The sequence below is a fragment of the Vibrio sp. DNB22_10_4 genome, assembly GCF_052879755.1.
Window position 1 is genome coordinate 54,762 of the sequence record NZ_JBNNXW010000009.1, and the last position, 25,947, is coordinate 80,708.

General features: G+C 46.1%; 23 protein-coding genes and 1 riboswitch. Of the genes, 15 read left to right on the forward strand and 8 right to left on the reverse strand.

Features of this window, described 5'->3' with window-relative positions:
- Window positions 1-2 precede the first annotated feature (2 nt).
- From acnD to ACVA6Q_RS18205, 3 genes are read left to right on the forward strand one after another with little or no spacing between them, the layout of a single operon-like run.
- Window positions 3-2,597 (forward strand): Fe/S-dependent 2-methylisocitrate dehydratase AcnD, encoded by a 2,595-nt coding sequence (acnD, locus tag ACVA6Q_RS18195; protein ID WP_446648455.1) that lies wholly within the window; start codon window positions 3-5, stop codon window positions 2,595-2,597.
- Window positions 2,598-2,607: 10 nt separating this feature from the next.
- Window positions 2,608-3,810 carry a 2-methylaconitate cis-trans isomerase PrpF gene (prpF, locus tag ACVA6Q_RS18200; RefSeq protein ID WP_446648456.1) on the forward strand — a complete coding sequence of 401 codons (1,203 nt, stop codon included), beginning with the start codon at window positions 2,608-2,610 and terminating at the stop codon, window positions 3,808-3,810.
- A 48-nt stretch (window positions 3,811-3,858) separates the two neighbouring features.
- Window positions 3,859-5,739 (forward strand): propionyl-CoA synthetase, encoded by a 1,881-nt coding sequence (locus ACVA6Q_RS18205; protein WP_446648457.1) that lies wholly within the window; start codon window positions 3,859-3,861, stop codon window positions 5,737-5,739.
- A 24-nt stretch (window positions 5,740-5,763) separates the two neighbouring features.
- Here ACVA6Q_RS18205 and ACVA6Q_RS18210 read toward each other — a convergent pair whose 3' ends face one another.
- Window positions 5,764-6,099, reverse strand: coding sequence for a hypothetical protein (locus ACVA6Q_RS18210; protein WP_353496262.1), 336 nt, complete (start codon window positions 6,097-6,099; stop codon window positions 5,764-5,766).
- Window positions 6,100-6,269: 170 nt separating this feature from the next.
- On the opposite strand from ACVA6Q_RS18210, the gene ACVA6Q_RS18215 reads away from it, so the two are divergent.
- Both ACVA6Q_RS18215 and ACVA6Q_RS18220 read left to right on the forward strand, forming a co-directional pair.
- The gene (locus tag ACVA6Q_RS18215; protein ID WP_418642195.1) at window positions 6,270-6,788 is read left to right on the forward strand and encodes a GNAT family N-acetyltransferase; all 519 of its coding nucleotides are present in this window, start codon (window positions 6,270-6,272) and stop codon (window positions 6,786-6,788) included.
- A 13-nt stretch (window positions 6,789-6,801) separates the two neighbouring features.
- The gene (locus tag ACVA6Q_RS18220) at window positions 6,802-8,343 is read left to right on the forward strand and encodes a bifunctional NUDIX hydrolase/phosphatase PAP2 family protein (RefSeq protein ID WP_446648458.1); all 1,542 of its coding nucleotides are present in this window, start codon (window positions 6,802-6,804) and stop codon (window positions 8,341-8,343) included.
- A gap of 213 nt (window positions 8,344-8,556) precedes the next feature.
- Here the strand turns inward: ACVA6Q_RS18220 and ACVA6Q_RS18225 are convergent, their stop codons facing one another.
- Window positions 8,557-9,924: an alanine/glycine:cation symporter family protein gene (locus tag ACVA6Q_RS18225; protein ID WP_446648459.1), complete on the reverse strand. Its 1,368-nt coding sequence runs from the start codon at window positions 9,922-9,924 to the stop codon at window positions 8,557-8,559.
- A 144-nt stretch (window positions 9,925-10,068) separates the two neighbouring features.
- Window positions 10,069-10,168: riboswitch (glycine riboswitch) on the reverse strand.
- A gap of 384 nt (window positions 10,169-10,552) precedes the next feature.
- Here ACVA6Q_RS18225 and ACVA6Q_RS18230 point away from each other — a divergent pair.
- The 3 genes from ACVA6Q_RS18230 to ACVA6Q_RS18240 all read left to right on the forward strand — a co-directional run bounded on the left by ACVA6Q_RS18230 (window position 10,553) and on the right by ACVA6Q_RS18240 (window position 12,577).
- Window positions 10,553-10,711 carry a hypothetical protein gene (locus ACVA6Q_RS18230; protein WP_042501352.1) on the forward strand — a complete coding sequence of 53 codons (159 nt, stop codon included), beginning with the start codon at window positions 10,553-10,555 and terminating at the stop codon, window positions 10,709-10,711.
- 24 nt (window positions 10,712-10,735) lie between these two features.
- Complete coding sequence (locus tag ACVA6Q_RS18235) at window positions 10,736-11,479, forward strand: chromosome partitioning protein ParA (protein WP_446648460.1); 744 nt, start codon at window positions 10,736-10,738, stop codon at window positions 11,477-11,479.
- 246 nt (window positions 11,480-11,725) lie between these two features.
- Window positions 11,726-12,577 carry a DNA ligase gene (locus ACVA6Q_RS18240; protein WP_446648461.1) on the forward strand — a complete coding sequence of 284 codons (852 nt, stop codon included), beginning with the start codon at window positions 11,726-11,728 and terminating at the stop codon, window positions 12,575-12,577.
- A 14-nt stretch (window positions 12,578-12,591) separates the two neighbouring features.
- Here the strand turns inward: ACVA6Q_RS18240 and ACVA6Q_RS18245 are convergent, their stop codons facing one another.
- Window positions 12,592-13,644, reverse strand: coding sequence for a DUF3080 family protein (locus tag ACVA6Q_RS18245; RefSeq protein WP_446648462.1), 1,053 nt, complete (start codon window positions 13,642-13,644; stop codon window positions 12,592-12,594).
- Window positions 13,645-13,824: 180 nt separating this feature from the next.
- On the opposite strand from ACVA6Q_RS18245, the gene ACVA6Q_RS18250 reads away from it, so the two are divergent.
- Window positions 13,825-14,181 carry a VOC family protein gene (locus ACVA6Q_RS18250; RefSeq protein WP_353496256.1) on the forward strand — a complete coding sequence of 119 codons (357 nt, stop codon included), beginning with the start codon at window positions 13,825-13,827 and terminating at the stop codon, window positions 14,179-14,181.
- An 83-nt stretch (window positions 14,182-14,264) separates the two neighbouring features.
- On the opposite strand, the gene purT is transcribed toward ACVA6Q_RS18250, so the two are convergent.
- The 5 genes from purT to sbcB all read right to left on the reverse strand — a co-directional run bounded on the left by purT (window position 14,265) and on the right by sbcB (window position 19,221).
- On the reverse strand, window positions 14,265-15,440 hold the full coding sequence (purT, locus tag ACVA6Q_RS18255; protein WP_446648463.1) for a formate-dependent phosphoribosylglycinamide formyltransferase: 1,176 nt from the start codon (window positions 15,438-15,440) through the stop codon (window positions 14,265-14,267).
- Window positions 15,441-15,601: 161 nt separating this feature from the next.
- Entirely contained in the window at window positions 15,602-16,489 is an 888-nt protein-coding gene (gene cdd, locus ACVA6Q_RS18260; protein WP_446648464.1) for a cytidine deaminase, read from the reverse strand.
- Window positions 16,490-16,654: 165 nt separating this feature from the next.
- The gene (locus ACVA6Q_RS18265) at window positions 16,655-17,341 is read right to left on the reverse strand and encodes an LrgB family protein (protein WP_446648465.1); all 687 of its coding nucleotides are present in this window, start codon (window positions 17,339-17,341) and stop codon (window positions 16,655-16,657) included.
- A gap of 1 nt (window position 17,342) precedes the next feature.
- Window positions 17,343-17,708 carry a CidA/LrgA family protein gene (locus ACVA6Q_RS18270; protein WP_446648466.1) on the reverse strand — a complete coding sequence of 122 codons (366 nt, stop codon included), beginning with the start codon at window positions 17,706-17,708 and terminating at the stop codon, window positions 17,343-17,345.
- Window positions 17,709-17,799: 91 nt separating this feature from the next.
- Window positions 17,800-19,221, reverse strand: a complete 1,422-nt coding sequence (gene sbcB / locus ACVA6Q_RS18275; protein ID WP_446648467.1) for an exodeoxyribonuclease I — start codon at window positions 19,219-19,221, stop codon at window positions 17,800-17,802.
- A gap of 213 nt (window positions 19,222-19,434) precedes the next feature.
- On the opposite strand from sbcB, the gene ACVA6Q_RS18280 reads away from it, so the two are divergent.
- The 6 genes from ACVA6Q_RS18280 (at window position 19,435) to ACVA6Q_RS18305 (ending at window position 25,856) form a co-directional block, all read left to right on the forward strand.
- Window positions 19,435-20,415, forward strand: a complete 981-nt coding sequence (locus ACVA6Q_RS18280) for an ABC transporter substrate-binding protein (RefSeq protein WP_429759515.1) — start codon at window positions 19,435-19,437, stop codon at window positions 20,413-20,415.
- Complete coding sequence (locus ACVA6Q_RS18285) at window positions 20,399-22,474, forward strand: putative bifunctional diguanylate cyclase/phosphodiesterase (RefSeq protein WP_446648468.1); 2,076 nt, start codon at window positions 20,399-20,401, stop codon at window positions 22,472-22,474. The genes ACVA6Q_RS18280 and ACVA6Q_RS18285 overlap by 17 nt, the downstream gene beginning before the upstream one ends.
- A 124-nt stretch (window positions 22,475-22,598) precedes the next feature.
- On the forward strand, window positions 22,599-23,936 hold the full coding sequence (locus tag ACVA6Q_RS18290; protein WP_446648469.1) for a Na+/H+ antiporter NhaC family protein: 1,338 nt from the start codon (window positions 22,599-22,601) through the stop codon (window positions 23,934-23,936).
- A 269-nt stretch (window positions 23,937-24,205) separates the two neighbouring features.
- Entirely contained in the window at window positions 24,206-24,799 is a 594-nt protein-coding gene (locus ACVA6Q_RS18295) for a GNAT family N-acetyltransferase (RefSeq protein WP_446648470.1), read from the forward strand.
- A gap of 166 nt (window positions 24,800-24,965) precedes the next feature.
- Window positions 24,966-25,514: a hypothetical protein gene (locus tag ACVA6Q_RS18300; RefSeq protein ID WP_446648471.1), complete on the forward strand. Its 549-nt coding sequence runs from the start codon at window positions 24,966-24,968 to the stop codon at window positions 25,512-25,514.
- An 18-nt stretch (window positions 25,515-25,532) separates the two neighbouring features.
- A complete protein-coding gene (locus tag ACVA6Q_RS18305) occupies window positions 25,533-25,856 on the forward strand; it encodes a DUF4144 family protein (protein WP_353496245.1) in 324 nt (107 codons plus the stop codon).
- The last annotated feature ends 91 nt before the right edge of the window (window positions 25,857-25,947 follow it).

Genomic DNA, 25,947 nt, shown 5'->3' on the forward strand with positions numbered 1-25,947 from the left:
ATATGTCGAATAACACTATGAATTATCAATATCGCAAACCGCTTCTTGGCACTCAGCTTGATTACTTTGATGCGCAAGCGGCCGTTAATGATATTGAGCCAGGCGCTTTTGAGCGCTTGCCTTACACGGCGAAAGTACTGGCTGAGAACTTAGTGCACCGCTGCGAGCCGTCTGAGCTAGAAGCGTGCTTGTCTCAGCTGATTTATCGAAAACGTGATAAAGATTTCCCTTGGTACCCAGCGCGCGTGGTATGCCACGATATTTTGGGACAGACCGCATTGGTAGACTTAGCGGGTCTACGTGATGCTATCGCACTGCAAGGGGGCGATCCGGCTGCGGTAAACCCAGTGGTAGAGACTCAGCTAATTGTTGATCACTCCCTCGCTGTTGAGCATGCCGGCTTTGACCCGGATGCTTTTGAAAAAAATCGCGCTGTGGAAGAGCGCCGCAATGAAGACCGTTTCCACTTTATTGAGTGGTGCAAAACCGCGTTCGAGAATGTCAGTGTGGTGCCGGCTGGCAACGGCATTATGCACCAGATAAACCTTGAGAAATTATCGCCAGTGGTACAAGTGAAAAACGGCGTCGCTTTTCCTGATACCTGTGTCGGCACGGACAGCCATACGCCTCATGTAGATGCGCTAGGCGTGATAGCCATTGGTGTCGGTGGTCTTGAGGCAGAAACGGTCATGCTGGGTAGACCCTCAATGATGCGCTTACCGGATATTGTCGGTGTTAAGCTCACAGGAGAGCGTCAACCGGGTATTACCGCGACCGATATTGTGCTCGCATTAACGGAGTTTTTGCGTAGTCAAAAAGTGGTGTCTAGTTATCTGGAATTTTTTGGCGAGGGCACCAAACAGCTAACCATTGGTGACCGTGCAACAATCTCGAACATGACGCCTGAATACGGCGCATCGGCGGGTATGTTTTACATCGACGAGCAGACCATCAACTACCTAAAACTCACTGGCCGCGAGGATGTACAAGTTAGATTGGTGGAACAATACGCCAAACAAACCGGGCTTTGGGCTGATGAGTTGGTTAACGCAGAATACGAACGCGTGCTGGAGTTTGATTTATCAAGCGTTGAGCGCACCTTGGCAGGGCCGTCTAACCCTCATCGCCGATTGCCCACCGCGCAACTGAGCGAGCAGGGTATTGCAGGCACGTGGGAGCAGAAATCTGACACCATGCCAGATGGCGCGGTAATCATTGCCGCTATCACATCCTGTACCAATACCAGTAACCCTCGCAACGTGGTCGCTGCTGGATTGATTGCCAAAAAAGCCAACGAGTTAGGCTTAGTGCGCAAGCCTTGGGTGAAATCCTCGTTTGCGCCGGGTTCTAAGGTTGCCAAGCTCTACTTGCAAGAGTCGGGATTGCTGCCAGAACTCGAGAAGCTTGGCTTTGGCATTGTTGCGTACGCGTGCACGACCTGTAACGGCATGAGTGGTGCGCTTGACCCTGAGATCCAAAAAGAAATCATCGACAACGACTTGTACACAACCGCAGTGTTATCAGGCAACCGTAACTTTGACGGACGTATTCACCCTTATGCGAAGCAAGCATTTCTAGCATCGCCGCCTCTCGTCGTTGCTTATGCGATTGCAGGAACGATCCGTTTTGATATCGAGCGAGATTCGCTGGGTGTCGATGACAAAGGCAAGCCTATCTATCTCAATGATATTTGGCCGAGCGATGACGAAATCGATGCGGTCGTCAATGCGCATGTTAAGCCTGAACAGTTCAATCAAGTCTATCTACAAATGTTCAAGCTAAATGATGAAGCGGCAAGCTCCAGTCCACTCTACGATTGGCGGGAGATGAGTACCTATATCCGCAGACCTCCTTATTGGGAAGGGGCACTTGCTAAGCCTCGCACACTAAGTGGCATGAGACCGCTAGCTATCCTTGGAGATAATATAACCACTGACCATTTGTCGCCATCCAACGCTATCTTAGCGTCCAGTGCTGCGGGGGAATATCTCACCAGCATGGGCGTACCAGAGGAAGATTACAACTCCTATGCGACCCATCGCGGGGATCACTTAACCGCTCAGCGAGCAACCTTTGCCAACCCGAAATTGTTCAATGAAATGGTTACTGAAAACGGCGACGTTGTTCAAGGTTCATTGGCTCGAATTGAACCAGAGGGCAAGGTCACGCGCATGTGGGAAGCAATTGAAATCTACATGCAGCGTCAGCAGCCTTTGATCATTGTCGCCGGTGCGGATTATGGACAAGGCTCTTCACGAGATTGGGCAGCGAAGGGGGTTCGCCTAGCCGGCGTCGAGGCAATCGTTGCTGAGGGATTTGAGCGAATCCACAGGACGAACCTCGTCGGTATGGGCGTATTACCGCTTCAGTTCAAAGCGGGTACTGATAGAGAAACCTTAGGCCTTGATGGCACAGAAACCTACGATGTCATTGGCGATATTACTCCTGGCTGCGATTTAGCTCTAGTGGTCACGCGCGCCAATGGCGACAAGCTCGATATTGCCGTGACTTGTCGACTAGACACGGAAGACGAGGTTGCCGTTTATTCATCTGGCGGTGTATTGCAGCGATTCGCACAAGACTTTCTCGCTAAATAGGGGACGTAGCATGAGCAAACAAATAAAAGTGCCTGCCACGTACATGCGCGGAGGGACGAGTAAAGGTGTGTTCTTTAGCCTCGAAGATTTACCTGTAGTAGCAAAGCAGCCTGGCGTTGTTCGAGACCAACTGTTGATGCGTGTCATCGGCAGCCCTGATCCTTATGCCAAGCAGATTGATGGTATGGGAGGGGCAACATCGAGCACCAGTAAAACGGTGATTGTGTCGAAAAGCAGCCGCCCTGACCATCACATCGATTACTTATTCGGTCAAGTGGCCATTGATAAGGCGTTTGTCGATTGGAGCGGCAACTGTGGAAACTTATCAGCTGCAGTGGCGCCGTTTGCCATTCATAGTGGCTTAATCGATCCAAGCGTGCTCCCTGAAAATGGCATAGCAGAGATTAAGATCTGGCAAGCCAACATAGAGAAAACCATTGTTGCTAAAGTGCCGATGGTGGATGGAGAAGTCCAAGAGCTGGGCGATTTCCTTCTCGACGGCGTTACATTTCCTGCGGCTGAAATTGCAGTGGAGTTTGTTGACCCAAGCAGTAGTGGAGGCTCGATGTTTCCAACGGGGAACCTGGTCGATGACCTTCATGTGCCAGACGTTGGCGTGTTCAATGCCACGATGATCAACGCGGGCATTCCAACGATCTTTATCGATGCTGCCGAACTTGGTCTGGAAGGTACTGAGCTGCAAGAAGACATCAATAGTGATGCTGACTGGCTTGAAAAGTTCGAAACCATTCGTGCTCATGGGGCATTAAAAATGGGATTAATTGACGATATTGAGCAAGCGGCAACGCGCCAGCACACCCCCAAAGTTGCCTTTGTTTCTAAACCTAAACCTTATCGCTCTTCAAGCGACAAAACCATCGAGGCGGCAGATGTCGATCTACTAGTGAGAGCAATGTCGATGGGTAAGCTTCATCACGCCATGATGGGAACGGCAGCCGTTGCTATCGCATGCGCTGTGAGCGTAGAAGGTACGGTGGTCAATATGGCCGCGGGCGGTGGCGCTCGTGAAGGAGTGACCTTTGGGCACCCGTCGGGAACGCTCAAGGTGGGTGCTGTGGCTTCTCAGTCTGAGCAAGGCTGGACGGTCGAAAGAGCCATTATGAGTCGAAGTGCACGGATCCTTATGGAAGGCTGGGTTCGGGTACCGTCGGATGCTTTACTTTATGACGAAACTTGCTTAATGACGAAATAGCGAATTAACGACGTTTCAAACTACTTAAGACATATTGGAGGACGCATTATGTCTGCATATCAAAAAGAGTACCAATGGGCAGAGCAACAACCGGAATCCTTCTGGCAGCATCAAGCGGAAAAGATTGATTGGTTTGAAGCGCCGAAAACCATCTTAGCGAAAGACGACAACGGCATCGAACGCTGGTTTCCTGATGGCGTCATGAATACCGCATGGTTAGCCTTAGATTATCATTGTGAACAAGGTCGAGGCGATAATACGGCGCTGATTTACGACTCACCTGTCACTGGGGTTAAAGAGCGTTATAGCTACAATGTAATGCGTGACAAGGTGGAGAAGATTGCAGGAATGCTTGCATCGCAAGGCGTGATGAAAGGCGATAGGGTCATTATCTATATGCCGATGATCCCAGAGGCGGCGATGGCAATGCTAGCGTGTGCCCGTCTTGGTGCAATTCACTCTGTGGTATTTGGCGGTTTTGCTCCCAACGAACTGGCAGTTCGAATTGAAGATGCCGAGCCTAAGGTCATTATGACCGCGTCTTGTGGCATCGAGATCAACAAGGTTTTGCCATACAAACCGCTGGTGGATCAGGCCATAATGGATAGCCGCTGGAAACCAGATAAGGTACTGGTGCTACAACGACCGCAGTGCTTAGCTGAGCTAAACCAAGAGCGCGATCTTGATTGGGCAGAGCAATATGAACGCGCTCTACCTCATGCTTGTGTCCCTGTATTAGCTACCGATCCCCTTTATATACTGTATACCTCTGGCACAACGGGTAAACCGAAAGGAGTGGTACGCGATAATGGCGGTCATGCTGTGGCGATGAAATACTCCATGAATGCCATCTACAACATGCCAACTGATGGGGTGTTTTGGGCAGCATCCGATGTTGGTTGGGTAGTGGGGCACTCTTACATTGTTTATGCGCCGCTGATTCATGGCTGTACGTCGATCTTGTTTGAAGGCAAACCGGTACGAACACCAGATCCGGGTGCGTTTTGGCGCGTTTGTGAAGAGTATCAGGTGAAGGTGCTGTTTTCTGCTCCGACTGCGTTTCGAGCGATTAAAAAAGAAGACTCTGAAGGCCTAGAGCTAAATAAGTATGATTTAAGCACCTTAGACAGCATCTTTATGGCTGGCGAGCGACTCGACCCTCCAACCTTAGAGTGGGTACAAAGCCACACCAACAAACCTGTGATTGACCACTGGTGGCAGACAGAAACAGGATGGGCAATCTCATCGAATCCTGTGGGGCTCGAGTCCATGCCAATTAAAGCAGGCTCTTCAACCATGCCAAGTCCTGGTTTTAAAGTCGAAATCTTGAATGAGTTAGGAGAGCCTGTTGGTGCCAATCAGCAAGGTTTTGTGTCACTAAAACGCCCACTTCCACCAAGCTGTCTAACCACGGTATGGCGCAATCACGATAGATTTGATTCTGGTTACCTAAGTCAATTTGAAGGCTACTACGTCTCGGGTGACGGCGGCTATCTCGATGAAGATGGTTACTTGTTTATCATGGGTAGGGTAGATGATGTGATTAATGTGGCGGGGCATCGCCTCTCAACCGGCGAAATGGAAGAGATTGTTGGTGGTCATCCTGCGATTGCCGAATGTGCCGTAGTGGGTGTCCATGATGACTTAAAAGGTCAGCTACCACTGGGTCTTGTGGTGCTTAAAGACGGCGTGAAAGTGGACAGTGGGGCGCTTGAAAATGAGCTTGTTGGTAAAGTGCGTTCCGAAATCGGTGCTGTAGCGTGCTTTAAACATGCACTGGTTGTCGACAGACTGCCAAAAACACGCTCAGGTAAGATCTTACGTCGCGTTATTAGGCAAATCGCTGATGGTGAAACCTACACGGTACCTTCAACGATAGATGATCCTTCGAGCCTATCTGAGATTGAAAAAGCGCTTCATCCGAGTTAATCAGTAAATTAGAGAGCTAGGAAACTACCTCTCGTCCATTTGAACCGAACTCATGTGCCACATTTTTAGGACATGGTTCGGTTCTTCGCATGTGCCAAATAACATTTGATACTTTGGAACAAAAGGTTCGCCAATGTGGGTGGTACGGCTGAACTTTCCAGTTTTAACGTCGACTTGAGTGACTACACGGCCTTTGAAGTTCTGAAAAATAATAAATTGGTTACTCTTGAAGACGAGCTGGTCTTGGTAGAACCAAAACTGATCAGCCGATGTGTCTAAATGGCATTTTAACGGTAGTTCAGCGCTCAGGGTTGCGGTGGGAAGCATAGCGGCAAGTAACCAAAAACGAGAAAGTGTCATAACCAATCCTTTTAATTTTACATATATACCCAAGTATAGTGAGAATTTCCCTAAGCTTGACGGGCGCGCCCAATTGTTAGGTTTTTTTATTTGCACATCCCTGACAAAACCCTCACACTATGCGCACATTTGTGACCTGTTTGTTTAACCACTAAATCGAGCGTATACCGATGACTTCACCTCGCATCTCACTTCGTTCTGCGACTATTCAAGATCTCGATATTCTTAATGATTTAATGTTTGAATTACATAATCACCACCATAGTGCGGTACCGACAGACTTCAAATCTGCGGATGAAGTACAACAAGAAAAAAGTATCGCTCGCTATTTGGATTCACCCGATTGCTTGGTGTTGGTTGCAACCGCAAAAAATATTGTTGCTGCATCCTCTATAACTAAAAGTGACGACCCAAAGATTGTCGGCTTCGTTACCGCTCAATTTTGTGAACTGACTTCACCCATTAGCAAGCCGTGTTTCGTCGGCAATATCGATGAGCTGTTTGTGACGCCATCGTGGAGACAACACGGTATCGCTGAGGCGTTACTTATCGAGGCGCAAATACGCCTAGAACAGCTCGGTGCAACGCAGCTTATGGTTGAAGTGTGGGATTTCAATCAGTCAGCGTTGAATCTCTATAAAAAGCAGGGATTTTTCCCTCATATTCATTGTCTTAGAAAAAAAATATAAATTAGGATTATTCGTGACTCAATTGTTGAGCCATTGGTTTTTTTTGTGCTTGCTTGCGCTTTTTACTGCAAATCTGAGTTTCGCTGCATCTTCAGTATCATCTCCCGAGCTATCTACTAAGGGAGCGATAGGGCAAGCCGTACCTAAAGCCAGTCAAAACCCATTGCCGCTAGCACCACTTGCACCTTCTATTCGCGGGTCTTTGTGTATCGTCAGAAGTAAAGATCGGTTGTTGCTCGTGGATGAGATCATCACGGGTAAGTTGTCGCTGCCTGGCGGAACGATAGAAAATAACGAAGATCCACGCCTGACTGCTCAACGAGAAACATGGGAAGAAGCAGGGTTGGTTGTTGATGTTGGTAGAGAACTTGGACGTACCCGCCAAGCCGTATTTTTTGAATGTCATGTTGAGTCGGCAATTATTGCTTATGAAGCGACAAAGTTCTCAAAAGGGATTGAGTTACCTATCTATTTCGCTCCTCACTTTGGTGTAGAAGTTCGCAGTGCAACATTGATACAGCCCAAGTCTGTTGCACCAAAAGACTACCGTTACCCAAAACAGTGGCCTTTGGTAAAAACGATGTACGAGACGGCTGGTAACCAACCGATCCAGTTCATCGATAACCTCATTGAATCAGCACCGACGATTCACCAGATCGAACTAGGTTGGTTAGAGAGCGCTCAAGAGATCTTAATGCAAGCGCCTTTACATATTCGAGAGATGGTAGTGTGGGGGGGAAGAATTTTATATGTTCTCGTTCAGCCTCTGTTTTTAATGGCGTTCTTACCTCTGTTTATTTGGCTATGGGGGCGTCACTTTACCGGTCAGTTGATGTTCGCAGTGACTGCCACCTCTTTGTTTATTTTGGTAGCTAAACAGGGTTTTGGTTTTGCGGTTCCCCATGCTTATTTACCTTCTATCAATTACACTGATCGAAGTGGGTACAGTTTTCCGGATTTACTTATTGCAAACTGGGTATCGATTTCCACTATCGTGATGAGTCAGATCCACACGAGATTTCGAACCTTGTTCCTGTCTGCGTTTATAACTGTTAGTGTCGTGTTGGTGTTCTATCAGTTTATCAGTGGTGGAGCATTCCTTTCTGATATGTTGGCTGGCGCCTTGTTGGGTGCGCTAGTGGGCTGGCACTTTGTACGCCATTCGCTGAGTTTGGCCGTAAGTGAAGTGTATACATTCACCCGAACTCGAGTCTGGTTGGTGCTTACGACAGTGGCAGCGACGCTCTGCTATGTTTGGCCATTCCCAACATTTTTAAGCTGGCTTGGACTTTGTTTGGGTATGCTACTGTTTACACTGGCAAGTCGAGTTCGACTGCCGCGATCTACCATGTGTTTAAAAGAGTTGCTGTTATCGCTGGTTCTTATCCTTATTGTGCTCCTTGGGTATTTTCAGTTGGAAAACGTGGTATCTCACAGTGGGATAGGTTCGTTGTTGCTTCAAGTATTCGTTACGCCCGTACTCATTCTGGTTCCGGCTTTAGTTATGGTGCTGTTTAGAAACCAAGATCATCAAGGTCGTGGCGTAAAAGGGTAACTACCGATAGAAATCTAGAGATAAAATAAAGACTGACTTAGCGAGGAGGTTTTTATGATTATCGCTTTGATTGCAGCTTGTTCGGCGTTTATGTCTAGCGTAGCAGTACAGTTAAACGGCGCAGTTGATGCTACGTTAGATGGCATAGCCGACATTATGTTTATGTAAAAAAAGGTCTGATTATTCAGACCTTTTTTGTTCAATCTAACGAAATTATGCCGTTGCAGCGACTTTGTTTGTGCGAGATTGCGCGGCAAAGTAGAGCTTAGTTTCTTCAATGACGACACCACGAAGAAGCACTAAACCAATCAGGTTAGGTATTGCCATCAGACCATTAACGATGTCGGCGATAATCCAGATCATATCGAGATGTAGGAATGCGCCAGAGGCTACCAAACCTACGAAGATGATTTTGTAGGGCAGTACTGCTTTCGTGCCCATCAGGAATACCACGCAGCGCTCACCGTAATAGTTCCAGCCCAGAATCGTTGTGAAGGCAAAGAACATCAAACCAATCGATACCAGCATTGGACCAAAGTACTCAGCGTTAAGACCGGTCGCGAACGCGTGTGTGGTCATTGCGGCGCCAGCAAAGTCACTTTGCCATGCGCCAGTGAGAATCAATGCAAGACCCGTCATGGTACAAATGATGATGGTATCGATAAAGGTACCTGTCATCGAGATAAGCCCTTGGCGTACGCAGCTGTCAGTTTTCGCTGCCGCTGCTGCCATTGGTGCACTACCAAGACCACTTTCATTGGAGAATACGCCACGAGCGATACCTGATTGGATCGCCAGCATGATGCTCGCGCCGACAAAGCCACCAGTTGCAGCCGTACTGCTAAACGCTGAAACAACGACAAGTTGCACCGCATCCACAAGTTTATCTGCGTTCATGATGATGACGCTAAGACATGCCAACACATAGAATACCGCCATGGTTGGTACGACTTTACCAGCCACCTTGGCAATTGACTGAATGCCTCCCAGGGTTACGAACGCGACTAACAGCGTGAGTACTGCTGCTGAAAGCTCACGTGATACGCCAAAGGAGATCTCGCTGGCATCTAGGATGGCATTAACTTGCGGAAAAGTACCAATACCAAAGCATGCTACACCTAGAGCAAATATTGCGAACATGGTGGCGAGAAACTTGGAGCCCACACCATCTCGAAGGTAGTACATAGGACCACCAAGCATTTGGCCTTTGTCATCGACTTTACGGTATTTAACCGCTAGCAAACATTCAGCGTATTTGGTCGCCATACCAAAAAGCGCTGCTAGCCACATCCAAAATAGTGCGCCGGGACCACCAAGTTTAATGGCCGTTGCAACACCGACGATATTACCCGTACCAATTGTGGCAGAGAGTGCGGTACACAGTGCTGCGAAGCTAGACACATCACCTTGGCCGGATTTGTCTTTGATGAATATAAGCTTTAATGCAGTCGGAAGGTGGCGAAACTGTAAAAGACCCAATTTAAATGTGAAGTAAACGCCGGTACCGACCAACAAAATAAGCAGTGGTGGACCCCAAACGAATGAGTCAATAGTTTGCAATGTAGATTGAAGATTGTTCATGATTTCCCCTTAATAAAACAAAACTTAAGGAGAAGAGAGAAAGGGCAGTACGCTCAATCAAGCATGGCATGATCGAAGAGGACTACTCGTATCGCTAAACACTGGCATAGCGCCAGTTACTGAATTGAGTGTTTCAATGTTGCTATTCTCTCCTCTGTCCTTTGTACCTGAGAGTTTCACTCATCATTGAAATGAGCTTGCTCCTTCGGCGACCGATCTAACGGTTCTCTCCAGAGGTTCCTCCAACTACAGTCCTCACTTTATCCTTATCAATTGATAAGCTCTGATTTCTCAGAATAAAGCACCTGAAAGATTTACTTCTTCGGCGGGTAGTTTTAACCAAACGTTAAATTTTGGTTAATTACCACTCTCCTGCAGTCTTCATCGGAACAAATATCTAGATACTAGATAATCTGTGAGCGCAATCGTAGCGTATTTAAATAGCGATGTCATGAATAAATTTACAATTTTATTTGAGCAAATAGGGTAGCAAAGTCAACCATTTGGTATATTTGAAATGTTTCTGACGTAAAACTCGTTGAAGTGGGGTAGAGTGGCGCTTTGTGCAGTGAGCATAAAGGGTGTTTTATCTGGCTTTCGGGACTTCCCCTAATACAAGGAGATGTATATGACTCGACTGTTAGCGATCGCTTTTCTTGTCGTGCTTGCCTTTATGCTGTTTCGCTATCGGACCAATGAAAAAGTCCAGAAAGTGGTCATAGTCACTGCCTTATCAGCGTTTGCGATCTACGTGACGACGCTGGTGATTTCAGAATTAATACGATAGTAATGGTCACTCCCAGGAGTAGGTGTGGATAAGCAACAACAAAACCAACAAGCCGAGAATGATGACGTTGTTGTCATCGAGCAAAAAGACAATCGAGCTAGGCTCTATATAGGGATAGCTGCGGTGCTTGGTATTGCAACTGGTGGTCTGATTGGCGCCTCTGTGACTCAAAATGATTGGCAGCAGCGTTACGCTGAACTGGAATCTCGCTATCAACAAACCGTAACTCAAACCGAAGATCATGAGCAAACGTTGACTGAGCAGCTATCAATGGCAGAGTCGCAAGCACAGCTTAAACTTCGGAAAGCCGTAGAGGAGAAGGTTGCGGTACACCAAGAACAAGTCGCCGCTCTTGAGGAGACAATTTCTAAGCTCGAACAAGACAAAACCGATTTGCAAAATCAGTTGTCGAGCAAAAAGCAGCAATTAGTAAAACAAGAGAACGAAAACACCCAGCTAGTGCGCAAGAATGATATTCAAAGCTCGATGTTTGAACAGTCTCAAGAGCTATTTAAGCGCGAGGCTGAGCTCAAAGCTGAAGTCGCTAAGCTTGAGCAAGAACGTGCTCAAATTACTCCGAACCTGCAAAGGTTGAAACAAGACTGTGATTTGTATCTTGAAGGTACATCATGGGATGCGAAATCAGACTCGTGTGAACGATATGATTCTGCGACTGCATCACTGAGCCAGATTGAACAGATGCTTAAAGTTCACAATATGGATCTTAACCATATTGCCACCCTGAAAACTGAGCTGGGTATCCAGTAGTCTTCAATTCGCTTCCTTTTACTTTGAGTAACAACAAGTAAAAGGAAGCGTCTTGCTCGCAATTTCGGGCTGCATCAAATCTTAATGCAATTGATACGTCTCTCTGCGAATCTTCTTCACACCTAACTCGTAATTTCCATCGCCGTACGTGGCTTGCTTACTTTAAACTTCTAGACTGTCGTTAACATCTAATTCAACGCCATTTTAAGTGGAAAGAGTGGAGAGGCAGTTAACGTGTATAAGCCGATGGAAAAAGTATCTACACTCGTTGTTTTTGCTGCACTAGTGGCAAAAGTGGACGCTCACGGTATCCAATTTCTCGATCAAGCTCCCAACGTCACCAACGCTTTGGAATACCATCAAGATATCGACCTTGAAAGCTATTATGTCAGCGAAAAACTCGATGGAATTCGAGCTATTTGGACAGGGAAGGAGTTGGTCACGCGATCCGGTCGTATTTTAAATGCGCCCAAATGGTTCATTAAGGACTTACCTGAGATAACGATTGAAGGGGAGCTGTGGGCAGGAAGAGGTGGCTTTGGACAAGTACAAAAAACGGTACTTGATAAAGTACCTGATTCATCACAGTGGCAAGCAATTACTTTTATGCTGTTTGATGTGCCAGGTCACTTGGGTTCATTTGAACAGCGATATGGTTACCTTAAAAACTATTGTGAGTCGCTGCCGTATACGCATATTCAGTGTGTTGAGCAAAAGGTAGTAGAGACGCACAAAGATCTACAAGCTTTACTTACGCAAGTAACCCACGATGAAGCTGAAGGCTTAATGCTGAAAAAGCGTCATGAAATTTATCACCCTGGACGAAACAATAGCTTAATTAAAGTAAAAACGGTCCAAGATACAGAAGGAATTGTCGTTGGATATAAACCGGGCAAAGGAAAGTACGACGGTATGATGGGGGCAATATTGGTGGAGATAAACGATGGTGTTCGACTTTATATCGGTACGGGTTTTACCGACGAAGAGAGAGCCAATCCTCCAGCAATAGGAAAGACGGTCACGTTTAAGCACAATGGGTGGACTGAAAACGGCATACCGCGCTTTGCGCGATACCATCGTATACGAGAGACGGAGTAACAAAGATTTGGCTTTTATCGATTCACCACTGAGGACAAGTCGCGACCACAGCGTTTAAAAAGACGTTTCCAGTACTCGACATGTGCACGGTTTGCTTGCTTGAAGGCGAGATGCTTCGCCTCTAGACTGTAACCGCTGTCATCCTTGGTCTGAAGCAGCGCAGATACAAACAGGGTTTGAGCCGACAATGCCTGATATTCAGAATCTAGGAAAGAGAGGTAGGGTTGCAGCTCTTTGACAAAGACATTGTTAAAGACGTTGACCAGATAATTAAAGCGTGACATGTCGCGGTTTTTACCACAAGGAATGCTATCGTCATATTGATGCAGTTGAGCTGTGACCGTTTTTAACCATCGCTCACTCGCTTCCAAAGAAAAGGCCAAACGCCCAATCACGTTCTGTTTTTCAAGTGTTTCTTGATAGTCAGTCAGTAGTGGAGGGCGCTCAAGTGTTCCTCGTTCGCTGGTAGCAATGAATTTGGCAACAGTATTGAACGCCTCCAATGGCTCCCTTATTTGTAATGCATGGCTGGCATCGCGCTTCACAATCCAATCCGAACCACTTAGTTGCAGCCGCATGGCATCACTGGTGTAAACAAGATTAAAAAAGTAGTCAGGTAAGTACTGGTACTTCACATCCAATATTTTCTGTAGACTTTCTTTAAGCTCTGGCTCAATTTGATTTGAGGTTAAGCAGCGCTCAAGCCCATCAATAAGCTGCAACTGGTAGTCGAAGTTTCTAAACTGATCCTGAACTTTACCAAGCACTGAGTTGCGCTCTGCAATTAAGCCAAATAGATTGCATTTTCTTAGCTGATAGCTGTCCACTAGACCTAGAGTCGTCCGTGGTATTTCTTTGGTAAGCTGACGCTTTGCGGGAAGCTCGACCAGCTCAAGAACTGGGGCAGGGATTAGTTCACTTTGCTGAATGTTGGCAATGCGTTTCTGGTAATCAAGAAAGCGCGCATTCGGTGTATCGCCAAAACAACCTGTCATCATTGCAATAAAAAGCAGTAATGGTGACTTGGCGAAAAGTTTATTTAAATGCGAAATCTTTTTAGTGCGCACGCTAGACCTGATTCCCTATGGTTCGAGTGAACATTTTCTTTGTCTCAATTACCTGTTACGTAATCTTAGTGTATAGCTGATCAGTAGGAGGTATGAGATAAATGCCTATCTTCTCACAAACCTAAAGGGATAGATCTTTTACTATGAACGGTAATTGATGACTCAAACAATGGAGCTGAAATGAGTGAGCAAGTAAAACTGGACTACGTTGAATTCGCGGCCGGTGATTTAGAAAAAACAAAGCGTTTCTTTACGGCTGTATTTGACTGGTCTTTTCAGGATTATGGTGATGACTATACAGCGTTTGAAAATCAAGGCTTAAATGGCGGCTTCTATCGTGCAGAGCTATGTTCAACGGCTGAGAATGGCGGTGCATTGCTAGTCTTCTACAGCGCCGACATAGAGGCAACATACAAAAAGGTCGAAGCCAACCAAGGCGTGATTATTCGTGAAATCTTTGATTTTCCCGGTGGTTGCCGCTTCCATTTTACTGAACCCAGTGGCAACGAGTTCGCCGTTTGGTCTGCGTCACGTTAAACGCGGAGTAAAGGAAAGAGAATAAAAAGCAGGCACTGAATCATTCCAGAGCCTGCTTTCTGGCATTGATAGAACGTGTGTGTTTAGTAAATGACTTTCACTTTCTTCGCGCAGCTTACTGCCTCATCTACCGCTGTTTCAAGCGATTTGCGTTTAGTCAAAATCACACCTAAACGGCGACGACCATCGATATCTGGCTTACCGAATAGGCGCACCTGAGTCTGTGGCAGTGCCAATGCTTCATCTAGACCCTCAAAACGAATGTTATTAGAGGTGCCTTGACCAAGAATCACCGCTGAAGCCGCAGGGCCATATTGAGCAATGCTATTGACTGGCATACCGGTGAATGCACGTACGTGAAGTGCAAACTCAGACATTTCTTGAGAAATCAGTGTGACTAGGCCCGTATCGTGGGGACGTGGTGATACTTCATTGAAAATCACTTTATCACCTTTTACGAACAGTTCTACGCCAAAAATACCGTAGCCGCCAAGTGCGTTAACCACTTGCTCTGCTGTGTACTCCGCTGCTTTGCGTGCATTTTCAGTCATTACTTGTGGCTGCCAAGATTCGCGGTAGTCGCCATCTTCCTGGCGGTGGCCAATAGGTGCGCAGAAGTGAACGCCGTCAACCGCACGTACTGTCAGCAATGTAATCTCGTAATCAAAGTCGATGAAACCTTCTACAATTACGCGACCAGCACCAGTGCGGCCGCCTTCCTGAGCATATGTCCACGCTTTTTCGATGTCCGCTTCGGTTTTGATAACGCTCTGACCTTTGCCTGACGAACTCATTACTGGTTTAACGACGCAAGGAACACCAACGTGTTCAACGGCTGCTTTAAAATCGTCATAGTTGTCTGCAAACTGGTAAGGGGAGGTGTTCAACCCGAGTTCTTCTGCTGCTAAGCGTCGAATCCCTTCACGGTTCATAGTGAGCTTGGTCGCATTCGCAGTAGGGACGACATTGAGTCCTTTGTTTTCAAGCTCGACTAACTTGTCCGTTGCGATGGCTTCAATTTCCGGAACCACATAGCTTGGTTTCTCTTTCTCGATGATGGCTTCTAGTGCTTCCCCATCCAACATATCAAGTACATAGCTACGGTGAGCGACTTGCATTGCTGGTGCGTCTTCGTAGCGATCGCAGGCGATGACTTCTAAACCAAGTCGCTGACATTCGATGGCGACTTCTTTACCTAGTTCACCAGAGCCCAACAGTAATACACGTGTAGCGTTTTCACGAGTTGCTGTACCAAACATATAAAATCCTTGACGTTCATGAGGAAGAATTGCCGAGGATCATACTGGATTATCCTCAAAAAGCAAACGTTTGCGTCGAAAATTAATTGAGTTAGTAGAATCGCTAAAAAAATAGCCTCGCAATAGGGCGAGGCTATGATTTTGTTCAATAAAACCGATGACTATAAAGCGATATATTCCAACGGAATATCTGGGTCGATCGCTTCAAGCGTCGCTTGTGTATCAGCAAGGTGGCTGATTTTGCCAGAGGCCATTTCTGCAAGAGCCACGAGTTTAATATCTTCGAACGATTGCCCTGCGAGTAACAGCTGCATGAAAGCAACTTGAAGCGGTGGCAGACTAGGGTTGAATGCGGCGTTTTCCGCATAAGCACCGTTGTAGGTATTGCCGTCTTTAGTGTTAATAGCAACGCCGCTAAGGTTCTTAGTATATGGCGAGTGGCTTTGATTAAGCGCGTCGACAGCAGCTAGAACCAATGTGTCTGTCTCATCGGTTGTTAGCCCGTGTTGTTTAGGACTCATTAGCGCGTCAGAAATACCCAAATCTTTAGGGCCAAAGGATTCTGGTAGGTACTCTTGTAACGTCATTTCATCACGTTGTGGTAATTGCACAACCAAAGAATCTGCGGTAGTGAGTTCGTTCATGAACTGACGACAGTGACCGCAAGGACTGTAGTTGATAGTGATGTCTTTCAGACCAGTTTCACCTTTCATCCAAGCGTGGCTGATAGCGGACTGCTCGGCATGGACGGTTTGACCAAGCTGAGCGCCGATGATTTCCATGTTGGCACCAAAATAAAGGCGTCCGGATAACCCACGAACGATTGCGCCGACAAAAAACTCTGAAATGGGCGCATAGGAATACGCTGCTGCAAAAGGTAAAAGGGCGACACGCAACTCGCTATCGTCAAGACCAGACAATGCCTGGAGCTTTTCAAACTGCTCTTTAGATAAAGTCGCATCGAAATCTGGAGCCGTTAAAATAGGCTTTAAAAAGGTGGCAATATGCTCTGGAGTGTCGGCCAACGCAGAATCAAAACGATCAGTCATGCGGTTTCCTATGTGATTAAGTGTTTTTTTACATTCTAAGCAAGTTTCAAGGAACTAAAGGTGATGCCGATCACATGTATGAGTGCAACGATTGTAAATGTTGCAATATAAGAGTGAGGTCACACAAAATTGCGGATTGTTAGAATCGACAACCCGCAATAGGTATTAGCCAAGCCAATGGCTTAACCAAATTGAAAAGGCGAACATAGAGGGGGCTAGTACGGAGGTAATAACACCGCATATTACCAGTGCTAGAGAGCTAAACGCGGCATCGCGAGGATCTTTTTCAGCGCTCGTAGCTGTGCCTAGAGCGTGAGATACCGTTCCCATCGTGAGGCCTTTCGCAATCGGATGGGTGACGCCTAATAGTTGGTAAATTGGATAGGCCATTATGGCACCGAATAGACCAACAAGTAACACAAGGATGGCTGCGATCGCAGGCTCGCCACCGAGATGACTAGAAACCTCCATCGCTATAGGAGTAGTAACGGACTTACCGAGTAAGCTAGCAATAAGCTCCATGTCTGCACCTAGCGATACGGCGATTATCGATGCTGTAAACATTGACGCGATGCTTCCCACACCGCAGGCGAGGGCAATGATGCGCCAGTTTTGGCGTATCTGAGGAAGTTGCTCATACAGAGGGTATGCTAGGGCAACAACTGCAGGTTGAAGCAAATAGCTGATCCACTCGTTGTCTGCGTAATAGGTATCAAATGGTACATTTAGTACCAATAGCAGAGGGATCAGCATTGCGATGCTGAGCAAAAGCGGATTGAAAATAGGATTCTTCGCTTTTATGGCGATAAAGCGCGCAATAAAAAACACGATAACGGTGACAGGAAGCCACATATTATTTGTCTCCCTTCTTTAAAAAGCGATCAAGGAAGACCGAAAGCGCAATCATCACGATTAACGAGCCGCCCACTGCGCTAGCGAGAATAGGGAGCGCGTTGCTTACTAGCATATCGAAGTGATTCATCAGGCCGACACTTATCGGCACAAATAGTAAAATCATATAGCGAATAAACACATGAGCTCCGGGTTGCACTAAGCGAACCGGAATCACGCCGCTGGCTAGGCCTGCAAATAGAAGCAACATTCCAAACACACTTCCGGGAATGGAAACGTCGAGTAAGCTTTGAAGGGCGTTACCTAACCAAAGTGAAACAAAAATAATGGCAAAAGAGGCTATATAGCGAAGCACGGTTTTTAGCATGGCTTCCTCTTAGTAAAAAATAGTGTGTACATACAGTGGGCAGCCTAAACATAGATTCATTAGGCTACCTTCGACTACGAGGATGAAGGTGTTAAGAAACGAGACGTTCCACGTAGCGGTAGACGGATTTTAGTATGGCGAGCTTTTTCTCGTCAGACTCATGTTCGTGAACTAAGTTTTCCATATTTAGCATGTAGTCTTCAATACGACTTTCGAAAAATTCACGACAATGATTTGCCCATCTTGCTTGCTCCGACTCATCAAGCGTCCAAGCGAAATGTCGCGCACGATAACGGAATAGCAGAGGCTCAATTCTAGAGTCACTAAAACTAATGTCTAATGCAGACAGGTTGTTAGGATCCGTTTCGCGAATAATATCCATCGCGCTTTTATCCGCTGGAGTGAAAAATCCATTGTAGAGTTGAGTATCAACATCATTGTCTTCGGCGTATTCACGTTCAATGCTGTAAAGGCCAATCAACTTTTCACGAACTTCTGGGTGCTGCTTAATAAGCGCAAGGTTTTTTAAACATTGTTCGCGGTCAATACCAATGTTCGCTGCATTTTCGGCGGTTAGTGTTTTGGCCGGTGCAAGAATTGGACACTTGTTTAAGTGAATAAGCTTGAGTGGCACCGGAAGTTCATCTTGGCCGAGTTCATCTCGCTTGGTGTAGAGTCTTTGGTGCAGAGCTTCAACATCAAGGTCAAGCAAAGGCTGAGGATCTTTCGCTAAATCCGCCACAATAACTGCGTTTTGATTGGTAGGATGCCAAGCAATAGGGACTACCCAGCTGGTATACTGGCACTCCTTCCCAAGCATTCCTGATACGTGCATCAGTGGCGTCATATTGACGATATCAACCAACTCGTTCAGCTTACGCTTTTGCCGCATTGAATAGAAATAATCAAACAGCTTCGGTTGAGCTGCTTTGACTTTTTTTGCTAGCTCAATAGTAGCGATTACATCGGCCATCGCATCGTGAGCATTTTCATGCTCAATACCGTTGGCAACGGAAAGGTGCTCCAATTTGAAACTGGTAAATCCTTCTTCATTTTCTGGCCACTCAATACCATCTGGGCGCAGTGCGTGACACGCTCTCATGACATCGAGTAGATCCCAACGAGAGTTCCCGTTTTGCCAGCTCCAAGCATAAGGATCGATGAAATTGCGGTAGCAAGTGTATCGAGTCACTTCATCGTCAAAGCGGATGCTGTTATAGCCAAGACTAGTCGTATTTGGCGTCGCTAATTGTTCATGAATTTTGGCGATGAACTCAGGCTCCGAGAGCCCTTTTTCTTGGCATAGCTGAGGGGTAATACCGGTAATGAGCGCAGCTTCTGGTGAAGGAAGGTAATCGGCGGGTGGCTGGCAATAAATGACCAAAGGGTCGCCAATGATATTAAAGTCTGCATCCGTTCTTACCCCAGCGAACTGACAAGGTCTGTCTTTCGCCGGGCTCACCCCCCAAGTTTCGTAATCGAAGAAGAAAAAAGTGGGTTGGTGCTGAGACATGGGGCATGCTTCCTTTGTTCTGAGAGAGAGCCTTTACAATCAGGGCTTTCCGTTGAGTCCATATTAGACCACCGCTGCCAAAACATGGCAATCAACAATCTATTTTTCAGATGTTGTTGCTGTCTAATTGTTCATTCCTCTGTACTTTTAAAGGAAATATACAATACGGCAAATTGTTTACTATATTAAAAGAAAAAAGGCGAGGTACATTACATGGGACGTGTGCCGATTATGATGTTGTGCGCCACACTGCTTTTGGGCTGTGGCGAGAAGGAAACGACGCAATCTCGACCTAAAGATGTCACGGTGGTAACGGGTCTTCAGCCCGGTGCCAGTTTGTTGTATCTCGCCCATGCCGCGGAAAGGTTTGAAAAGCAAAATCTGAACCTGACAATCGAACCCAGACCCAGTGGAACATTAGCGCTGCGTTCAGTGATTGATGGTGAAATCGATGCCGACGTCATATTCGCCGCGGATATTGCCTATCTCGCACGTCAAGATTTACTACCGGATTATCGTGTAGTCGCGACGGTCTTTGATTCAGATAACTCCAATGCTATTGCAAGCCTGCAACCATTTTCGAGCCTTGCGGATCTGGAAAATAAGGTGCTCTGTACACAATATGTATCAGCGCTGCACTTTTTTGGACAAGCTTTGGCTGAGCGAAGTGGCGCGCAAAATGTCATCTTTAAATTTGTGCCCGTCTCTAAGCTTAATCGTCACCTCATTGAAGGTGAATGCGACTATATAACGATTCGAGAGCCCTTTGTTTCAGAGCTTATTTCTCAAACAAACCAGACCGGCTTTGTGAAGTATTTTCCCGGAACGTTCCTTCAATATGAATTGATGCTGGCGCATCGACGCCTTTCCGATGAAGACGTATCGCGATTGCTGCTTGCAATGATTGACGCAGAATCCGTCCTAGAAGATCAGCCTGATTATGCCAAGCAAGTGCTGATGGACAGCTTTAATGCTGATGCCAAACAAGTGCAAAAGCTTCTCGCAGACAGCGTATTATCGGTGTCGCTTTACCAGCCACTCATCGCGTTGTTTGATCGTGAGTTTGTTTGGTTGCAGTCACATGGGCTGTCAACTGACTCAATGACCGACACAAAAAGCCTATTAAGACCAAAACCGCTTCGTGATGCTGCGCCGCTTAGACAGACGATTTTAGATTATGAAAACCAGTATTAAGCAAATTCTAACCCTGTTTGTAACTTTGGTTGCCGCTTTCATGTTAACCACGGCTTACCTATCCCAAAAGCAAAATGCGGTGCGAGATGAAGTACTGTCTTTGGATGAGCAGGCTTTTGCAATCAGTCAACAAGCATCGCGTTTAAACGTAATCGTCGCTGATTATAATCTGTATCGTCGTTCTGACTCTCTAACCCTGTGGTCGAATACCCTAGACAAGATCGAGGAGCAAGCGGGTCAACTACTCAACATCACTCACTTGGAAGAGAAGATGTTGGCCAAGCGCCTGTCTACCGATATTGCTCGGATAAGAATGCAGTTTGAGAGATTGAGCGAAGCAACGATAGATAAGGACATTCAGTGGATTACCATCAATCTGAACACTTACAGTCAGAATTTGATTACTCAACTGCATAACTTGAGTGAGGAGGCGAGGCAGCTTGCGACGCTCGAGTTATCAAGACTATCTTGGTATCAAACTGTGGCGGTGGGCAGTACCACGTTTCTCGCACTCGTAGTTTTGGTTGTGCTATATACTGCGTTGATTGTGCCGCTTAAAACCGTGCGACATGAAATGAAGAAAATTGGCCAAGACTATGCTCATTATGACTCGAACCAGTCGAAAAATTCCCGCATTCGAGAATGGCATGAACTGTTTCAAAGTCTAGAGGAGATGTACCGGGAGTTGCAAGTCACAACCGTGAGTAAAAAAGCGCTTGTTGCGGAAGTCGAAATGCGTAAAGAGGCAGAAGGAAACGCAGTGTCTCTCGCTCGCACCGATTTTCTTACTGGTCTTCCTAACCGATTGAGTTTTTTTGAGCGCTTTAAAGTCCTTCTTGAAAATAACCGAAGCGCATTCTTGTTTTTCCTTGATATCGATAACTTTAAGTCTGTGAATGACAACTTAGGCCATTTAGCCGGTGATACACTGTTGAAAACGGTGAGCGCGGCTATTTTACAGCTCTCTGATGAGCGGGACAGTATCGCTCGTTTGGGCGGAGACGAATTCGCCATTCTACATTTCGCAGATAGTGAACAAGAAGCGTTGTTGTTTGCTCGTGAGTTACAGGCGCTCGTCCGTCTTCCTGTGACTTTTGAATCTACTCAACTCCGAATTGATTGCTCTATTGGGATAGCACGTTATCCAGATGATGGTGTAGAGATCAAGTCTCTACTTTTCTGCGCGGATACGGCAATGTATTTTTCGAAGCGCAATCCTGTGAGTACGTCAGGTATTCAGCGTTTCACGGTAGATATTGGGGAGGCGAGTCGACGTAAATTCAGTTTGTATCATAAACTTCGCAGAGCAGTTGAACAGGGCAGTTTTGAGGTCTGGTTTCAGCCTCAAGTAGAAGTGGGCACTTTGAATGTGACGGGGTTTGAGGCACTGTTACGTTGGAAACAGGATAATGGAAGTTACGTGAGCCCAGCTGTCTTTGTTCCAATGCTCGAAAGAACAGTCGACATTATAAGGGTTGGCGAGTTTGTGTTTGAAAAATGCATTGAGTTTCAACGTATATTGGAGAGCAACGGTTTCAATCATACTGTGTCGATAAATATCTCTGCCGTGCAGCTCGACCATGAGCACTTTATTCCGTTTTTGAAGCGAAGAGTGCTTGAAACAGGACTGAGTGCGAGCCGTTTTCCGCTCGAACTCACGGAAACCGCGATATTTCGAAACAAGCAAGAAACACTGCTTTCTCTAGACAGGCTCAAGCAAATGGGCTTTGCATTGCAGTTGGACGATTTTGGCACTGGTAATGCCTCGCTAGACTTGTTGAAAAACTTCCCATTTTCCACCGTTAAAATTGATTGCTCTTTCACTAAAGAAGCAGCCAACAAGCCAGAAACTAGAGCGATTATTAAAGCGATAACCTTACTTTCAAAGGAGCTGTCGTTTGATGTCGTCATTGAAGGAGTAGAAACGGTACAGCAACAGGCTTTCGCGAGAGAGTACGGAATTAAAGTTGCGCAAGGTTTCTACTATGCTAAAGCGATGCCAATGAATGAGGCGATCGCTTGGCTTGAGCACTATGACCACTACTCTACGGCGCTTTAATTCCTCATACGCAACTCATGTAGTTATCGGAATTAATTATTGGCCATTTGGACGTCTAGACGTTGACAAGTCTATTGGTTGAGATTAGTCTGCTCGCCTTTCTATCATCGACGCGACTTTTAGTATGTCTACACAACATCAAACTTCTCAATCAGTTAAAGCTTCTGGCGTGGCTCTGTTACCTCTTGCTCTGTTTTTAACTCTTTTTATTGGAGTAGGTAGTTACCTATCTTGGAAAGGGGTTGAATTTGCTTTCTATCAGCTACCAGCACCGATTGCAGCGCTCCCTGCAGTGGTATTGGCAGTCTTGCTGAGTAAAGAGAAGCTTAACCGTGCGATTGAGCAGTTCTTGCGTGGCGTTGGCCATCAAGACATCGTTGCAATGTGCATGATCTATTTATTGGCTGGTGCTTTTGCTGCGGTCGCTAAAGCCTCGGGTGGTGTTGATGCAACGGTAAACCTTGGCCTTTCTGCAATCCCAACCAGTATGATTTTGCCTGGCATTTTTCTTATTTCCGCTTTCATTGCGACGGCAATGGGGACGTCGATGGGAACAATCGCAGCGGTTGCACCGGTCGCGCTAGGAATTGCTCAATCAGCGGGAATGAGTATTCCGTTGACGGCTGGTGTGGTGCTAAGTGGCGCAATGTTTGGCGATAACTTGTCGATTATCTCGGATACCACTATTGCAGCGACTCGCTCTCAAGGGTGTCACATGAGAGATAAGTTTAAAGAGAATGTTAAAATAGCAATTCCCGCTGCGTTAGCTGCAATGCTTTTTTTCGCGTTCAATAGTTCGGCGACGACTTTACCTGAAACTGGCGAAATTGAGTGGTTTAAAGTAATGCCTTATTTGGCCATTCTTTTTTTAGCAGTATCTGGTTTGAATGTGTTCGTTGTATTGACTGTCGGTATTTTACTTGCTGGTGGAGTGAGTTTGCTATCTGTTGATGACTACAGTCTAACGACACTCGGCCAGGATATTTACACTGGCTTTGGCAATATGCAGGAAATCTTCCTGTTATCGATGTTAATTGGTGGTTTGAGTGAGCTGATGCGCCAGCAAGGTGGATTGGCATTTTTAACTAAGCTAGTGAGTCGAGCTATCCGCATTTTTGGCTCGACACATGATAAAACCTCAAGCCGACGAGCAAGTGAGTTTGGTATCGCTGGTTTAGTTTCGATGGTTAACCTGTGCACTGCAAATAATACCGTGGCGATTATTGTGTCGGGCAGTGTGGCTAAAGAGTTGGCCGATGAGTATCAAGTCGCGCCAAAACGTTCGGCAAGTCTACTAGATATCTACTCTTGTGTGATCCAAGGGCTGCTGCCGTATGGCGCTCAGGTACTATTACTGGGTTCGGTATTTAACTTGTCGCCATTGGATGTCATCGCGAACTCTTACTATTGTTTTGCCCTCGCCATTGCGGCTGTCGTGGCTATTTTCATCAAGCGCTCTTAGGTACAGATATATAGGCGGTTTGTTAGAAGTGGAATAGCTGCTTATTGTTGCAAATGAATCTCTATAAGTCATGATGATACATTTAGTAACAAAAGGTAGAGCATTGGCTAATATTGAAAGACTGTTGTGATTTGGTTAGCGAGTGGTCAAATGCTTCGTCGAGTGATTGACAATGTGTTTTGCACGTAAGTAACCTAAGCGGGTGACAATTCAAGACTAGCAAGCGGAAAGTTGAACTTGCTAACCCATATTAGCCAAGAGGAAGTAGCATGTCTGAATTACAAATTATTAAAGCCGACTACACTGCCGTGTCTGATCTGTGTGCCATGTTCTTAGATGCATACGCAGATAATGAAGCAATGCAAGCCGCATTGCGTCAAGATGAAGTGGCAGATTTTGCCCATGATTGTTACTGGCGCTGGGCAATTGGCGAATGGGGACTTGCTGGTGGAGAAGTTTATACAACACCTGAAAGAGATGGCTGCGTTATCATGCGCCCGCCAGGCACTCATCAACCCGATGTCATGCAGAAAATGGAAGTGTTATCTATCGTTACTCGCATGATGGGTTCTAACCGAATCGAGATTGCCAAAGAAGTATGCGAACAAATGCTTGCCGTACCTCCAATGCAAGACTGCTACTGGCTATGGGGCTTGGGAGTATCTCCGAAAGCAGGTGGCAAAGGTTTAGCAAGTGCACTTATTAAAACGGTCACTGATCAAGCCGATGCGGCAGGCAAGCCAACGTATGTTGTTGCTTCAAGTGAAAAGGTCGTGAAGACGTTTGAACGACGTGGTTTTGACGTCCTTTCTAAGAGTGAAAACTTCCCTTACTGGTTTATGTTACGCCCAGCTCAAGCGTAATTGAATTTTGATGAAAAACGCGCTAGTTAAGCTAGCGCGTTTTTTTGTGCCAAAATTGCGAGAGACAGTATAGAAACACACCAACCTTTCCGATTATTCAAATACTTATGGTAGCGTTGTTTGATTTGAATATGGCTTCTTATCAATCAGTTAAGGTAGGTTTTCATTGCTTAAGTATACAACGTTACTCTTTATCCCAGTACTTTTAAGTGGCATAGTCGGTTGTAAAGACAATCACGAGTTGTACCAAAACCCACCGCAATACATCACGGATCAAATTGACCCTTATATGCCGTTAGCGCTTGAGTTTGTTAAGAATAATGAAAGGCGCGCGCTAGAAAATGGTGTCCCATTATTGCCGCAGTATATGGACATTGCTCAGCGCGTCGGTATAAAGCATCCCGAGAGGGTTAGGGTATTGTATGTTGATGAATTACCTATGCCCAAGAATGACTCTCTTAAGTTTCAAATGGAGCGGTTGGGGCTAGATTCGCCATACTTAGTAGGGATGACTTATGGCTATGGCATTTACATTAAGCATGCCGCAAAAGGTGATAAACTGCTGCTGTCTCATGAATTAATCCATGTGCGTCAAGCTGAGGAGCTAAGCCTAGAGGGCATCACTCGTGAATACTTCTTGCAGTTAAAGATATTTGGTTATCAAGAATCGCCGATAGAGATTGAAGCGTACAATAATGCGCATAAATACCTTTAGTTATTAACGAACACAATTATGATCCAATGGCCATGTCTATTTAAACTCGAAGGTGATGATGAATTGCTATTCCTTGCATTGGAAGCTGACTTAGTTAATGAGTTGGAGTCACTCATTGCCAGTGACGAAGACATATTGATCGACTCTAGCGGAGAGGTTTTCAAGGTAGAATTGGACTCCAGTCATAACATCTCGTTCAAAGCTCAGTATAAAACTCTGACACTTGAAGAGGTGACATCGTTGGTACAAGCCCATGAATTTGCACTGGCTCAAGTATGTGTTATCAAAATTGGATTCAATTCTATCAAAGAAGCTGTTCAGGCTATGCGAACTACTCACTAAAGTAGTTGCTTGTAACTCCGGTGATGAATCTGCGGCTTGTGAAAGCACAATCTGTTACACTGCCGCCCGTTAACTAATTTCAGGTACAAAA